Genomic DNA, 14,182 nt, shown 5'->3' with positions numbered 1-14,182 from the left:
GATGGGGGACACGGTTGACCTTGACCAGTTCAGCGACTGGATGCGGCGGTACGCCGGCGTCATACACGACAACGCGCCGCTGCTCACCGAGCTGGACTCGGCCATCGGCGACGCCGATCACGGCAGCAACATGGACCGGGGTATGACGGCAGTGGTCGATGCGCTCGATGTTGGCGAATTCACTTCTCCCGCAGACCTGTTCAAGAAGGTCGGGATGACATTGGTCAGTTCGGTGGGCGGTGCGAGCGGCCCGCTCTACGGCACCTTCTTCCTGCGGTTCGGGGGCAAGCTGGGCGCCGGACCGGTGGACGCCGAGGGGCTCGGGGTCGCGCTGCACGCGGGCGTGGACGGCATCGTCCAGCGCGGCAAGGCCGCGGTCGGTGACAAGACGATGCTCGATGCCTGGGTGCCCGCCGTCGAGGCGTATGACGCCGCGGCATCATCCGGTGTCGGTGCCGCGCTGACGGCGGCGGCTGAGGCTGCCGCCCAGGGCCGGGACAGCGCGACGCCACTGGTTGCGCACAGGGGGCGGGCAAGCTACCTGGGCGAGCGCAGCGCAGGTCACCAGGACCCCGGTGCCACCTCCACGGTGCTGCTGCTCGAGACGGCGGCCGAGACCCTTGGGTGAGGTGGGCGCCCGGCCATGATCGGCATCGTCGTCGTCTCCCACAGCCGCGCGCTCGGCGAGGCAGTCGTGGCGCTCGCCCGCGAGATGGCCGCCACTCCGCCTCCGCTCGCGGTGGCTGCCGGGCTGGACGAGACCACCTTCGGCACCGACGCCACCGAGGTCGCCTCCGCGATCGAACACGTCGCCGCGGACACGGACGGTGTGCTGGTGCTCGTCGACATCGGCAGCTCGGTGCTGAGCGCCGAACTCGCCTGTGAGCTGGTCGATCCCGAGCTCGCGGAGCGCGTCACGATCTCGCCTGCACCGCTCGTCGAGGGCATCGTGCCGGCCGTGGTGGCGGCTGCGGGCGGGGCGGACCTGGCTGAGGTTGCGGCTGAGGCGGAGGAGGGGTTGGCCGCGAAGCAGGCGCATCTCGCGGACAACGACGACGGCGAAGATGACGACGCGCCTGCTCCCTCGTCGCCGGCTGACCGACCGGCCCGGTTCGTCGACGTCGTCGTTGACGAACCGCACGGGCTGCACGCGCGCCCGGCGGCGGCACTCGTGGCGCTGGTGCGTTCCTTCGATGCGCAGGTCACGGTCGCCAACCTGGACGCGGGCACCGCTCCCGTGTCCGGGACCAGTCTCAGCAAGCTCGCGACGCTGGATGCCGGACGCGGCACGCGCCTGCGGGTGTCGGCCGAGGGGCCGCAGGCGCGCGAGGTGCTCGCCGCGGTGGAGGTGCTCGCCGCTCGCGACTTCGCCCCAGAGGCTCCTGCGCAGGCGGCGTCGACATCGCCGGCCGCAGTGCGCGGGACGGCCACGGGTTTCTCGCGAGGATCCGGTCTCGACGTCGCGATCGGGCCTGCGCACGTGGTCCGGGATGAGGTGAATGTTGAGGGTTACCAATCGCGTTCGCCGGGTGAGGAACTCACGCGATCGGACGAAGCGGCGGCGCGAGTGGCCGACGCCATACGCCGGCAAGAGGGTGACGACCCGCTCGCGAGCGACGTCCTGGGCGCGCACCTGGCGCTCCTGGATGACGACGCCATCCGGGCGGGCGTCGCGGGCCGGATCGCGTCCGGCGACCCCGCTACCACCGCTTGGCAGGAGGTGCTCGGCGGCGTCGCCACGGATTTCGCGGCCCTCGCCGACGATTACCAGCGGGAGCGCGCGCAGGACGTGCGGGCGGTGCTACGCCAGGTGCTGCAGACCCTCGTCGCGGGACCGAACGCCCCTCTGCCGCAATCGAAGGCGGTCCCCGAAGGCGCGATCGTGGTCATTGACGAGCTCGACCCGGCGACGGCGGCCGGCCTCGACGCGGGCGCCGTCGCCGGGGTCGTCACAGTCCGTGGCGGCAGCACCGGACATGGTGTGATTGTGGCACGGTCGCGGGGTATCCCGATCTTCACCGGCGGCGGTGCCACCGCAGCCGGGATCGCGGACAGCGACATCGTCGGATTCGACGCTGCCAGCAGGCTTCTCGTGGTTCGCCCGAACGCCGACGAGACCAGTCGGCTCCGGGCCCTGCTCGAGTCCCGGCAGTCGGAGGCGGACGAGGCACAAGGTCAAGCGCACGAGCCGGCCGTCACTGCGGACGGAGTCCGCGTGCGCGTCGCTGCCAACATCACCAGCGCGAGGGACGCGATCGGTGCTGGAACGACCGGAGCCGAAGGCTCGGGGCTGGTGCGGACCGAGATCGTCTTCGGCGCCGAGAGCGCTGCACCCTCGCTGGGTAGGCAGGCAGCGGAGTTCCTGGCCATTGCGAGCGGGCTGCAGTGGCAGCAGATCACCATTCGCACCTGGGATGTGGGTGGCGACAAGCCGCTGGCGTTCCTGCCCGGTCCGGACGAGGCGAACCCGATGCTCGGTGTGCGCGGTCTGCGGCTGATGCGACAGGTGCCCGACCTCTTCGACGACCAGTTGCGGGCCATTTGCGGCGCGGCGGAGCAGACACCGGTGCGAGTGATGTTCCCGATGGTCACGACGCGCGACGAGGTCGACTGGGCGCTGGAACGACTGGCGGCAGTCAGGGCGGAGCTCGGCGCCGATCCGATCCCGGTCGGCATCATGGTGGAGGTGCCGGCTGCCGCCATCCGCATCGCCGAACTGGCGCGAGGGCTCGATTTCGTCAGCATCGGGACCAACGACCTGACGCAGTACACGCTCGCCGCCGACCGGGGCAACGACGGTGTCAGTCAGCTCGCCGACGGACTGGATCCCGCTGTGCTGCAACTGATTCGACACGTCGCCGATCATGTCCCGGATGGGGTCGCGGTCGCCGTGTGCGGTGATCTGGCCAGCCGGGTCGAGGCGGTGTCGTTGCTGCTCGGGCTCGGGGTGCACGAACTCAGCGCGGTCGGACCGGTGGTGCCAGGGGTGAAGCAGGCGGTCCGTCATACCTCGCTCGCGGCCGCCCGGGCGCTGGCCGAGCAGGCGCTCGCCGCCCCGTCGGCGGCGGCCGTTCGGGAGCTGCTGCGCCCCGCCCGGTAACGTGAGGCACCGTCAGGTCACATACAGAACGTAAGGCAGCAACATGCCAGCGATCGTGCTCGTCGGTGCCCAATGGGGCGATGAAGGCAAGGGCAAGGCGACCGATCTCCTCGGAGACCGCATCGACTACGTCGTGAAGTTCAACGGCGGCAACAACGCCGGTCACACAGTCGTCATCGAGCAGCCGGACGGCAGTCGCGAGAAGTACGCCCTGCACCTGCTGCCCAGCGGCATCCTGTCGCCCGGCGTGACGCCGGTGATCGGCAACGGGGTGGTGGTCGACCTCGGCGTGCTCTTCGAGGAACTGGACGGGCTGCAGGCGCGCGGCATCGACACCTCGGCCCTGCGAGTGAGCGGCAACGCGCACGTCATCCCGGCATACAACCGGGTGCTCGACAAGACCGTCGAACGCTTCCTTGGCTCCAAGAAGATCGGCACCACCGGCCGGGGCATCGGGCCGACGTATGCCGACAAGATGAACCGCACCGGCATCCGGATCCAGGACATCTTCGACGAGTCGATCCTGCGGCAGAAGGTCGAAGCGGCGCTGGAGGTCAAGAACCAGATCCTGGTCAAGCTCTACAACCGGCGCGAGATGAGTGTCGACGAGGTCACCAGCGAGCTGCTGCAGTATGCCGAGCGACTGCGCCCGATGGTCGCCGACACCTCGCTGGAGGTCAGCGACGCACTGGACGCTGGGAAGATCGTCCTGTGCGAGGCTGGGCAGGCGACACTGCTGGACGTCGATCACGGCACCTACCCCTATGTCACGTCGTCCAACGCGACAGCAGGCGGCGCCTGCACCGGCGCCGGGATCCCGCCCACCCGGATTACCTCGGTGATCGGCATCTTCAAGGCCTACACAACCCGTGTCGGCGAGGGGCCGTTCCCGACCGAATTGCTCGACGACTCAGGCGAATACTTGCGCAAGACCGGTGCGGAGTTCGGCGTCACGACCGGCCGCCCGAGGCGGTGCGGCTGGATCGACACAGTCATCGGCCGTTACGCACACCGCATCAACGGCATCACCGATTTCGTGCTCACCAAGCTCGACGTGCTCTCCGGTCTGGAGCAGGTGCCGGTCTGTGTCGCGTATGACGTCGACGGGGTCCGGCACGACGAAATGCCCGCCGACCAGAGCGCCTTCCACCACGCGACCCCGATCTACGAGGAACTGCCCGGCTGGTTCGAGGACATCTCCGCGTGCCGGCGTTATGAGGAACTGCCCGAGAACTGCCGCGCCTACGTGGAGTTCGTCGAGCAGCGCATCGGCGCCCGCATCTCGGTGATCGGCGTCGGCCCGGGGCGTTCGGAAGTCATCGTCCGGCACGATCTGCTCGAGGGCTGAGGTGCTGACCGAGCTCGCAGCGCGCACGCTGAGCGGCAAGACGCCGCCGCTCGCCTTCCGGATCACCCTGTGGATCCTCGTGGTGGCATTCCTCGGCGGTGCGGTCGTCGGCGTCGTCGGCTGGTTCCGCATGCGGCGCAAGGCTGCCGCGCTGCCGGAGGGTGATGAGCGCGGCGGACGCTCGACGCAGGCGGGCTGTCTGATGGCCGGCGCCATACCGCTGCTGCTCTTCGGTCTCTTCCTGCTCGACTGGGCGATCCAGGTCAGCTGACCCGGCTCTGGCGAGAGCACTACAGCCCGGCCCGTAAACTAGCGGGTTGTGACCGATCAGCAACGTGACGACTGGGTGTCCCGACTTGCCGACGAAGCCATCGCTGACGCGGAGGCCAAGGGGACCACGGTCGTGTGCGCCTCGGGCATCTCACCTTCGGGGCCGATCCACCTCGGCAACCTGCGCGAGGTCATGACGCCGCACCTGGTCGCCGACGAGGTGCGCCGCCGCGGGGTCGAGGTCGAGCACCTGATCAGCTGGGACGACTTCGATCGCTTCCGGAAGGTGCCGAACGTGCCCGGCGTCGACGAGTCCTGGGAGCAGCACATCGGCAAGCCGCTGACCGACGTGCCGCCGCCGGCAGGGTCGGCCGCCACGAGTTGGGCCGAGCACTTCCGTGACCAGCTGGAACGCAGCCTTGGCGAACTCGGCATCACCTACCGCGGCATCAGCCAGACCGGGCAGTACCTTTCCGGCGCCTACACCGAGCAGATCCTCTTCGCCATGTCGCAGCGCAGCGAGATCGACAAGGTGCTCGATCAATACCGCACGCTGGGTCCGAAGAAGGCGAAGAAGGCGCCGAAGCTCTCCGAAGAGGAGGCTGCCGCAGCAGCCGAGGCGGAGGCCGGGTCCGGTGCCGCAGCCGAGGACGACGGCCGCGGCGAGAGCGGCTATTACCCCTACAGGCCCTACTGCAGCGAGTGCGGCACCGACTTCACCACCGTCACCGCCTATGACGACGCGACCACCGCGATGACCTACACCTGCCGGTGCGGGTTCACCGAGACGGTCGACCTGCGCACCTTCCGGCGCGGCAAGCTGGTCTGGAAGGTGGACTGGCCGATGCGCTGGGCCTACGAGAAGGTCACCTTCGAGCCGTCCGGGGTGGATCACCAGTCGCCCGGGTCGTCATACGTCGTCGGCAAGGAGCTTGCGCCGATGTTCGGCTGGGAGCGGCCGGTCGGCCCGATGTATGCCTTCGTCGGCATCAAGGGAATGGCCAAGATGTCCTCGTCCAAGGGCGGGGTGCCGACGCCGGCCGACGCGCTGCAGATCATGGAGCCACAGCTGCTGCGCTGGCTCTACGCGCGTCGCAAGCCGGCTGCGTCGTTCAGCGTCGCCTTCGACGCCGAGGTCGAGCGGATGTATGACGAGTGGGACTCACTGGGCGCGAAGGTCGCGTCGGGCAAGGGACAGCCGGGCGATCTCGCGGCATACACACGCGCCACGTCGACCGCGGTCGGTGTGCTGGCGGTCACGCCGCGGCCGGTGTCCTACCGGACGCTGGCATCGATCGTCGACATCACCACCGGGGATGCTGAGCAGACGCTGCGCATCGTCGGTGCGCTTGACGCCGAGGACCCGGTGACGTCGCTGGACGAGTTGCGCCCGCGGCTGACGTGCGTCGAACACTGGGTCACGACCCAGATGGCCGACGAAGACCGCACCGTCGTGCGGACGGCACCGGATGCCGCGCGCCTCGAGTCGCTCACGGACGCAGAGCACGACGCGCTCGCGATCCTGCTGAACGGCAAGGACGGCCAGCTTCCGGCGCTCGAAGGCGCTTGGTCGCTCGACGGGCTGACGCACCAGGTCTACGGCGTGCCGAAGGTGCAGCGCGGGCTGGCGGCGGACCAGATCGTGAAAGGTGACAAGGAGCTCGGCGCGGCGCAGCGGGAGTTCTTCAAGCTCCTCTACAACCTGCTGGTCGACAAGGACACCGGCCCACGGCTGCCGACGCTGCTGCTCGCGATCGGCGCCGACCGGGTGCGGATGCTGCTCGGCGACTGACGATCAGTCGAGGTCCGCGAACGGTGCCGGGTAGATCACCTCACCGCGCAACCTCGCATCGGCCCGGTCGTATGTCGCGAGCAGTCTGACCTGGGCAGCTTCGACAGGTGCCCAGCCAGGCAGTGGCAGAGTCAGGCCGTGTGCGCCGGCGGGCTCGAAACCTCTTGCGCCGTAATACTTCGGGCTGCCTTCGAGCACGACGAGTGGCTCGCCCCCTAGGTCGGCTGCCGCGACGGCTGCAGCGACGAGCGCGGTGCCGATGCCGCGTCCCTGGTGGCTGGGCTTGACCGCGAGCGGGGACAGCATGACGATCGATCGGTCCCCCGAGGCGCTGCGGACCCAGCAGCCGTCGACCATCGTGTGCCCGACGATCTCGGGTCCGTCCATCGCGACGAATGCCATGGCCGGTCGGTAACAGTCGTCGGCCCGGATAGTGCGGACCAGGGCCGCGACCTGCGGTCCGTGGTCGGGCTGCCGGCCGGACCGGCCGAAGGCCGCCGTGACCACTTCGTGGATGGCGTCGAAGTCGTCCGGGTGCTCACGGCGAATATGCATGGGTGTCAGTCGAGCACGGGTGGCGACGCAGCGCGACCAGTTTTCCACGGTGGTGCCGGCCACCCCTCCCGCAAGGAGCGAAGACGAAGAACTCAGGTGACAGCCGAGAGCAAGGCAACCGTGCGACAGGCGGGCGGCGGTGGAGCGACGACCGGGTGGGGTGGCGCGGGGGAGGAACGAAGTGACGATTCGCGCGACCCCTCCCGCGAGGAGCGAAGACAGAGGACTCAGTGCGTGCCGGACTCGTGGGCGACGTGACTGGCGGGTTCGAGCTGGAACGTGGAGTGTTCGACGTCGAAGTGGCCGTGCAGGCAGGACTGCAATTCGTCGAGCAGCTGCGGGGTGTGCCCGTCCCCGAAACACTCGTCTTCGACGACGACGTGTGCCGAGACCGCCGGGAGGTCGGAGGTGACCGTCCACACGTGCAGGTCGTGGACGGCGCGAACGTGCTCCGTTTCCAGCAGATGCGAGCGTAGGTCGTCGATATCGACTTCGCTGGGCGCACCTTCGAGCAGCACGCGACCGCTGTCGCGCAGCAGGCCCCAGGCGGCATACAGCATGAGACCCACGACGATCAGTGAGGCGATCGGGTCGGCTCGGGTCCAGCCGGTCAGGAGGATGAGGACGCCGGCGGCGAGGGTGCCGATGAAGCCGTAGAGGTCGGTGAGGATGTGCTGGTAGGCGCCTTCGACGTTGAGGCTGCTGCGGTTGGCACGCGCGAGCAGCCAGGCGGCGGCGATGTTGACGGCGACGCCGACGAGTGCGACGACCAGCAGCGCACCGCCTTCGACCTTCGGCGGGTGGATCAGCCGCCGAATCGCTTCGAATGCCACGATGCCCGACACGACGAGCAGCGTGATGCCGTTGCCTGCTGCGGAGAGGATCTCGGCGCGTTTCCAGCCGAAGGTCCACCGGCCACGAGCGGGCTGGGCGGCCAGGTGCATCGCCCACAGTGCTCCGGCGATCGCGCCCACATCGCTGAGCATGTGGCCGGCATCCGAGAGCAGCGCCAGCGAGCCGGAGGCGAAGGCGACGATGACCTCGCCGACCATGAATGCGGCGAGCAGCACGAGCGCGCCGATCAGGTAGCGCCGGTCCGCATCGGCGCGGACTCCGTGGGAGTGCCCGGCGTGGCCTGAGCCGTGGTCGTGCCGGTCGCCGCCCAAGCGCGAGGATTGGCCCCCGCACAGTGGTGCATGGTCGGTCATTGCGGCGCCCTTATCGCGATCGATGTTCGTTGTCATTATCTATACCTGCGCAATTGCGAAGGTATGTGATCAACCATAGTCACGGGTATGGCGATCTCCAAGCCCGCGCGCACGGCAGCCGATGCGGACGCGCACGGTGACGAGCTGACCGCCGAACAGGTGGACGCCGCCGTGGTCGCGTTCGGCCTGCTCGCCGACGCGACCCGCGTGCGCATGCTCTGGGCGTTGCGTGATGCCGAACTCGACGTGGCGACCCTTGCCGAAGCCGCCGGCTGCCGGCCCACGGTCGCCAGCCAGCACCTGGCCAAGCTGCGCCTCGCCGGCCTGGTGACGGGTGAGCGGGACGGGCGGCGGGTCGTCTACCGGTTGCGTGGCGCGCACATGCGGCCGTTGCTGACCGAGGCGCTCTTCCACGCCGACCACCAGGTCAGCGACTGACGCAGCACGCGCCGACTGACGCAGTTGCGCCTGCGTCAGTGGGTGGCACCTGCGTCAGTCGGCGGCGGCGCCGGCTTCGCGGATGCGTTCGTGGTGGTGGATGACCTCGTCGATGACGAAGCGCAGGAATTTCTCGCTGAACTCCGGGTCCAGGCCGGATTCGCTTGCCAGTGCACGCAATCGGGCGATCTGCTGCTCTTCGCGGGACGGGTCAGCAGGCGGCAGCTGATGCGTCGCCTTGTATTCGCCGACCGCCTGCGTGATGCGGAATCGCTCCGCCAAGATGTGGATCAGCGCGGCGTCGAAGTTGTCGATCGAGCGACGGTATGCCGCCAGTGTGTTCTCGGGCTGCGGCGCGGATGCGTCCGTCATGACTCCTGCACCTCCACGACTGTCATGCGGTGTGCGGCGCGGGTGAGTGCGACATACAGCACCCGGGCGCCGCCTGGTGATTCGGCGATGATCTCCGCGGGGTCGACGACGACGGTCGCGTCGTGTTCGAGTCCCTTGGTGGACATCGGATCGGCCAGTATGACGCGATCGGGCGCTTCCGCGGCGATGCTGTCCAGCAGGTGGCGGTGCCGCTCGGGTGCAATGACGGCGATGCTGCCCTCGACCTCTTCCAGCAGGCTCTTGGCCGCGCCGCGCACACTGTCAACCAGGGTGTTGCGCGTCGCGTGCGCCACGACCGGGTCGACACCCGTCTCCCGCACGGCCTGGGGGATGTCGGCGTCCGGGACCACTGGCAGGATCTGCCGTGCCGCGTAGTCGAAGATCTCCCGGGCGTTGCGGTAGTTGGTGCTCATGTGGAAGCGGCGGCGCTGCTTGCTGCCGAACGCCTCGTCCCGCGCGGCGATGGCTTCCTGCGGCAGCGGCCACGAACTCTGCGCCGCGTCACCGACGACCGTCCAGGATGCGTAGCGGCCCCGGCGGCCGAGCATGCGCCACTGCATGGGCGAGAGGTCCTGCGCCTCGTCGACCAGCACGTGTGCGTAGTCGTCCGAGCGGGTCACCGAGCTGGCAAGGAGCCGCTCGCGAGGATCGGCCGGGGTCACGTGGTAGGAGACATCGGCGCTCGGAATGCGTTGCTGCGCACCGAGTTCGGCGACCCCGAGAGTGTCGAGTTCCTCGATCTCGTAGAAGCCGCGTTCTTCCCGCGGGGCTTCGGCGACAGTGCCGAGCCGGGACAGCAGGTCATCGACCAGGGCGACGTCCGCGACCGACCAGGTGCCGGTGTCGAGGGCGGTGCGCATGGAATCACGCAACAGGACCGACTGCTCGGTGCTCAGAATGCCGTGGGTGTAGCGGACCGTGCGCGCGTCGTCGGCGAGCCAGAGCAGCACTTCGCGCGGGTCGATCGGCCGCCACCAGTCGCGGACAAACGCCTCGACTTCGCGGTGATCGACGAATCGGTCGATGAAGTCCGGCTTTTCGCCGGTGCTGACCTGTCGCCAGGCGGCTTCGGCGAGCGCGGCGGTCGCTGCCTCGGCTGCTGCGTTGTGCTGGTGGTGCCGCAGCACCTGCCGGCGGATCCGCGTCAGTTCGGGCGCGTCGATGCGGATCGGGTGCCCGCCGACCATTGCCCGAAACTGCCTCGCTGCCCCAGGCGCGAGGTCGCGCGCGGCGCGGGAGAGGACCTGGCGGATCGTGGTGGAGCCCTTCACTTCCGCGGCGGCCGGAGAGTCGAGGCGGGTCGCCGTCATACCGTCGAGCAGGTCTCCGAGCGAACGGAGCGTGACGCTGTCCTCGCCGAGCGAGGGCAGGACCCGTTCGATGTAGGCGGTGTATGCCGCAGACGGCCCGACCACCAGGATGCCGCCCGCCTCGAACTTGCGGCGTTGCGAATAGAGCAGGTATGCCGCCCGGTGCAGCGCGACGACGGTCTTGCCCGTGCCGGGTCCGCCGGTGATCTCGGTGACCCCGGAACTGTCGGCCCGGATCGCTTCGTCCTGGTGGCGCTGGATGGTCGCCACGATGTCGCGCATCCGCGAGCCGCGGGATCGGGTCAGTGCTGCGAGGAGTGCGCCGTCGCCGACGATCACCATGCCGTCGGGCGCTTCGGCGACCATCAGGTCATCCTCCACGCCGAGCACCCGGGAGTCGCGGCAGCGCAGCACGCGGCGCCGGATGACACCCTGCGGGTCGACCGGTGTCGCGCGGTAGAACGGCGCGGCAGCCGGGGCGCGCCAGTCGATGACCAGCGGCTCGTAGTGGTCGTCACGCACGCCGAGGCGACCGATGTAGCGCACTTCGCGCGTCTCTCCGTGCTCGTCCGGCTTCGGGTGTTCAAGATCAAGCCGCCCGAAAACCAGTCCCTCATATTGGGTTTCGAGACTCTGGCGGCGGCGGCCGGCGTTGAAGACCAGCGCATCGCGCTCGAAGAGGCCGGTGACTTCCTCCTCGCGCGCCTCTCCGGTGCGATCGGTGCGGCCGCGGGCGAGCCCCTCCGCCTCGACGAGCGCTGCTCGCTCGCCTGCCTTGGTCAGCTCCGTGTAGACCTGGTCGACATGTGCCTGCTCGGCAGCGATCTCCGCGGCAACGAGTGCAGGCACGCCGGGGTCCTTGGTGCCTTCGGTTCGGTCTGCGCTCACGAGTCCCCTATGAACGGATGAATGAGACGATGCTGCGGGTCGGACACTGCGCATGCAGCGAACGACCAAGTCTAGTCAGCGCTTCAGATGAGTCCTTGCCGGGCAGCCAGCACACCCGCCTGGAAGCGTGTCGTTGCGTTGAGCCGGTCGAGCAAGACGCGGACCCGGCGCTCCACCGTGCGCGACGAGAGGCTGAGCTGCCGAGCGATCGCGGCGTCGGACACGCCGCCCGCCATCAGCCGCAGGATGGTGCGGTCGCGCGGCTCGAGCCGGTCCGCGCGGGACGCGGGCACGGTGCCCGGTCGCCACGGAGTGCCCAGTTGCCAGGCGAATTCGAGCACGGCCCGCACCCTGCCGCTACCGGCTTCGGTGTCGAGGAGGATGCCGACCGGCGACCCTCCATCGGCACCGAGATCGATCATCGCCAGGCCCTGATCGTTGACTGCAGCGGTGAACGGCACCCCTACGGTCAGCCGCACATCATCTCCGGCGTCGGTCCTGGCCTGCATGATCTCCAGCACGTCGACACTCGGCAGCAGCAAGGAGTCGATGATCAGGCGCACCTGCAAAGAGGCGCCGCGACTGGTGAGGAACGGTGTCGTCGAGACGGTGCGCGGCGCCTCCAGCAGATAGCGTGCGAGCGGTGAGTCGCAGCGGCTGGACAGCACCCATTCCTGTGCCCCGGAGGTGACCTGGTGCAGTGCCTGGGAGACATCGGCGACCGACTCGAGCAGGACCGCACCGGAGGTGGCCTCGGTGCGGCGCTCCGATCTGCTGTGCAGATAGACCCGGGACAAGGCCTGTGATGTCGTGCGCAGCATGCGGGCACGGGCCTCGAGTTCCGCAGCGTAGGCGGGCATCGACACGTCGGGCGGCACGACGTTCCACGAATCGGCGGTGACCTGTTGGATCATCCGCCGCTGTTCGAGCACGGGCAGGAACCGGTCGAGTTCGCCTGCTGAAATGCCCTGCGCGCGCAGCGAATCACGAGTCGGGTCCGGGATTTGCAGCATCGCCAGGTAAAGCGCCGCGATCTCGTCGTCGAGTGGCTCGGGGGGACTGGGCGCCGTCGGACTGGGCTTGGTCCGTGTCCTCGCCACGGGGTCCTCCTCGATCGTCGGGCGGTCGGCAGGGTGTTGGCACCGGCGCGTGGTCGTGGACAGCATATGGCGGATTGCCGACATTGACGAAGTTCCGACAGTCGCCGATTAACAAGATCGCTCGACTCGTGCCATAGTGGGTGCAACGACCTCGTGTCGTGACGAGCGCGGAAGCGTCGCCGAGTCCCCCTCCGGCTGACCCTGTGTCTCGTCGGTGGGTCCCTCCCGAGAGACCTCCCCCCTGACTTTCGGGAGGGCCCCACCGCCCCAACCTTCCCCTCGTGCCGGACGTTAGGCTCGGGTCCCGTGAAGGTCCTCGTCATCGGCTCAGGTGCCAGAGAACACGCCATCGTCCGCGCCCTGCAGACTGACCCCGAGGTCGCGGCGGTCGATGCGGCGCCGGGCAATCCGGGCATTGCCGAAGTGGCCACGTGTCACGGGCTCGACGGTGGAGTCGCCGACTCCGATGCGGTCGTGCAACTTGCGCGACAACTCGGCCCCGACCTGGTGGTGATTGGTCCCGAGGTGCCCCTGGTGGCTGGGGTCGCGGACGCCTTGCGGGATGCCGGTTTCGCCGTTTTCGGGCCGTCCGCACAGGCTGCGCAACTTGAGGGCAGTAAGGCGTTCGCGAAAGAAGTCATGGCTGCGGCCGATGTGCCGACCGCCCGCTGTTACGTGTGCAGCGAAAGCGGCCAGGTGGCCGCGGCCCTCGAGGCGACCGGCGCGCCATACGTCGTGAAGGACGATGGCCTGGCCGCCGGCAAGGGTGTCGTGGTGACCGACTCGGTGGACGAGGCGATGGACCACGCGCAGGGGTGTTTCGCTGCCGGCGGGTCGGTGGTGGTCGAGGAGTTCCTCTCTGGACCGGAAGTCTCGCTCTTCTGCATCACGGACGGCTTCACGGTCGTGCCGCTCGCACCGGCCCAGGATTTCAAGCGGGTCGGTGACGGCGACGAGGGACCGAATACCGGTGGTATGGGCGCGTATTCCCCGCTTCCATGGGCGCCTGACGGCCTGGTCGACGAGGTGGTGTCGCGTGTGGCCCAACCGACAATCGACGAGATGCGCCGGCGTGGCACTCCGTTCGCCGGAGTCCTGTACGTCGGGCTGGCGCTCACTCCGGCGGGGCCGCGCGTGATCGAGTTCAATGCGCGGTTCGGTGACCCGGAGACCCAGGTGGTGCTGGCCAGGCTGCGCAACCCGCTGGGGGTGCTGCTGCATGCCGCCGCGGTCGGCGCGCTCGACCAGCAGCCGCCGCTGGTATGGCGCGAGGAGGCCGCGGTCACCGTGGTCGTCGCCAGCGAGGGCTACCCGGGGACCCCGCGCACCGGAGACGTGCTCGGCGGGCTGCCGGAAGGCGACGACACGGCATACGTCCTGCACGCAGGTACGGCCCGCGACGACGCCGGTGCGCTGGTGTCGTCCGGTGGGCGAGTGCTGTCGTGCGTGGGCATCGGCCCGGATCTCGCCGCGGCACGCGCGGCGGCATACCGGATCGTCGACGGCATCTCGCTGGCCGATTCACACCACCGCACCGACATCGCGCGGACCGCGGCGGGGGACTGACTCAGCTCAGGGCGTCCTTGACGTTTCCGGCGGCGCCCTTCAGGTCACCGTCCTTGAGGTTCTCGCCAGCCTGCTTGACGTTGGCAGATGCCTGAGTGGCCTCGCCTTCGGCTTCCTTGTCCTTGTCGCCGGTGAGCTTGCCGACGGCCTCCTGCGCCTTGCCCTTGGCCTCTTCGCCGAGGTTGCTCAAGTTGTCCTTCAGACCCATGACGAA

13 protein-coding genes are annotated in these 14,182 nt (G+C 69.0%); 7 read left to right on the top strand and 6 right to left on the bottom strand.

Features of this window, described 5'->3' with window-relative positions:
- Nucleotide 1 precedes the first annotated feature (1 nt).
- Genes dhaL through lysS form a run of 5 tightly spaced genes read left to right on the top strand, consistent with a single transcriptional unit; the run spans nucleotide 2 to nucleotide 6,510 of the window.
- On the top strand, nucleotides 2-628 hold the full coding sequence (gene dhaL / locus EFY87_RS01125) for a dihydroxyacetone kinase subunit DhaL (protein WP_123269460.1): 627 nt from the start codon (nucleotides 2-4) through the stop codon (nucleotides 626-628).
- A 15-nt stretch (nucleotides 629-643) separates the two neighbouring features.
- Entirely contained in the window at nucleotides 644-3,100 is a 2,457-nt protein-coding gene (gene ptsP / locus EFY87_RS01120) for a phosphoenolpyruvate--protein phosphotransferase (RefSeq protein WP_123269459.1), read from the top strand.
- A gap of 43 nt (nucleotides 3,101-3,143) precedes the next feature.
- Nucleotides 3,144-4,448: an adenylosuccinate synthase gene (locus EFY87_RS01115; protein WP_123269458.1), complete on the top strand. Its 1,305-nt coding sequence runs from the start codon at nucleotides 3,144-3,146 to the stop codon at nucleotides 4,446-4,448.
- A gap of 1 nt (nucleotide 4,449) precedes the next feature.
- Complete coding sequence (locus EFY87_RS01110; protein WP_123269457.1) at nucleotides 4,450-4,719, top strand: hypothetical protein; 270 nt, start codon at nucleotides 4,450-4,452, stop codon at nucleotides 4,717-4,719.
- A 48-nt stretch (nucleotides 4,720-4,767) separates the two neighbouring features.
- Nucleotides 4,768-6,510: a lysine--tRNA ligase gene (lysS, locus tag EFY87_RS01105; protein WP_123269456.1), complete on the top strand. Its 1,743-nt coding sequence runs from the start codon at nucleotides 4,768-4,770 to the stop codon at nucleotides 6,508-6,510.
- A gap of 3 nt (nucleotides 6,511-6,513) precedes the next feature.
- Here the strand turns inward: lysS and EFY87_RS01100 are convergent, their stop codons facing one another.
- Entirely contained in the window at nucleotides 6,514-7,065 is a 552-nt protein-coding gene (locus EFY87_RS01100; RefSeq protein WP_123269835.1) for a GNAT family N-acetyltransferase, read from the bottom strand.
- A gap of 227 nt (nucleotides 7,066-7,292) precedes the next feature.
- Complete coding sequence (locus EFY87_RS01095; protein WP_245988286.1) at nucleotides 7,293-8,309, bottom strand: cation diffusion facilitator family transporter; 1,017 nt, start codon at nucleotides 8,307-8,309, stop codon at nucleotides 7,293-7,295.
- A 51-nt stretch (nucleotides 8,310-8,360) separates the two neighbouring features.
- Here EFY87_RS01095 and EFY87_RS01090 point away from each other — a divergent pair, with 51 nt between their 5' ends.
- The gene (locus EFY87_RS01090; protein ID WP_123269454.1) at nucleotides 8,361-8,711 is read left to right on the top strand and encodes an ArsR/SmtB family transcription factor; all 351 of its coding nucleotides are present in this window, start codon (nucleotides 8,361-8,363) and stop codon (nucleotides 8,709-8,711) included.
- A gap of 54 nt (nucleotides 8,712-8,765) precedes the next feature.
- Here EFY87_RS01090 and EFY87_RS01085 read toward each other — a convergent pair whose 3' ends face one another.
- The 3 genes from EFY87_RS01085 to EFY87_RS01075 are packed head-to-tail and all read right to left on the bottom strand — an operon-like array spanning nucleotide 8,766 to nucleotide 12,402.
- A complete protein-coding gene (locus tag EFY87_RS01085; protein ID WP_123269453.1) occupies nucleotides 8,766-9,083 on the bottom strand; it encodes a chorismate mutase in 318 nt (105 codons plus the stop codon).
- A complete protein-coding gene (locus tag EFY87_RS01080) occupies nucleotides 9,080-11,356 on the bottom strand; it encodes a HelD family protein (RefSeq protein ID WP_123269452.1) in 2,277 nt (758 codons plus the stop codon). Before EFY87_RS01080 ends, EFY87_RS01085 begins: the two co-directional genes overlap by 4 nt.
- 29 nt (nucleotides 11,357-11,385) lie before the next feature.
- Nucleotides 11,386-12,402, bottom strand: coding sequence for a helix-turn-helix transcriptional regulator (locus tag EFY87_RS01075; RefSeq protein ID WP_158607451.1), 1,017 nt, complete (start codon nucleotides 12,400-12,402; stop codon nucleotides 11,386-11,388).
- Nucleotides 12,403-12,708: 306 nt separating this feature from the next.
- Here EFY87_RS01075 and purD point away from each other — a divergent pair, with 306 nt between their 5' ends.
- Complete coding sequence (gene purD / locus EFY87_RS01070) at nucleotides 12,709-13,968, top strand: phosphoribosylamine--glycine ligase (RefSeq protein ID WP_123269450.1); 1,260 nt, start codon at nucleotides 12,709-12,711, stop codon at nucleotides 13,966-13,968.
- A 1-nt stretch (nucleotide 13,969) separates the two neighbouring features.
- Here purD and EFY87_RS01065 read toward each other — a convergent pair whose 3' ends face one another.
- On the bottom strand, nucleotides 13,970-14,176 hold the full coding sequence (locus EFY87_RS01065) for a CsbD family protein (protein WP_123269449.1): 207 nt from the start codon (nucleotides 14,174-14,176) through the stop codon (nucleotides 13,970-13,972).
- Between the last annotated feature and the right edge of the window lie 6 nt (nucleotides 14,177-14,182).

The sequence above is a fragment of the Flexivirga caeni genome, assembly GCF_003724155.1.
GTDB classification, from domain to species: domain Bacteria; phylum Actinomycetota; class Actinomycetes; order Actinomycetales; family Dermatophilaceae; genus Flexivirga; species Flexivirga caeni.
This window is presented reverse-complemented; position numbering and strand designations above follow the sequence as displayed.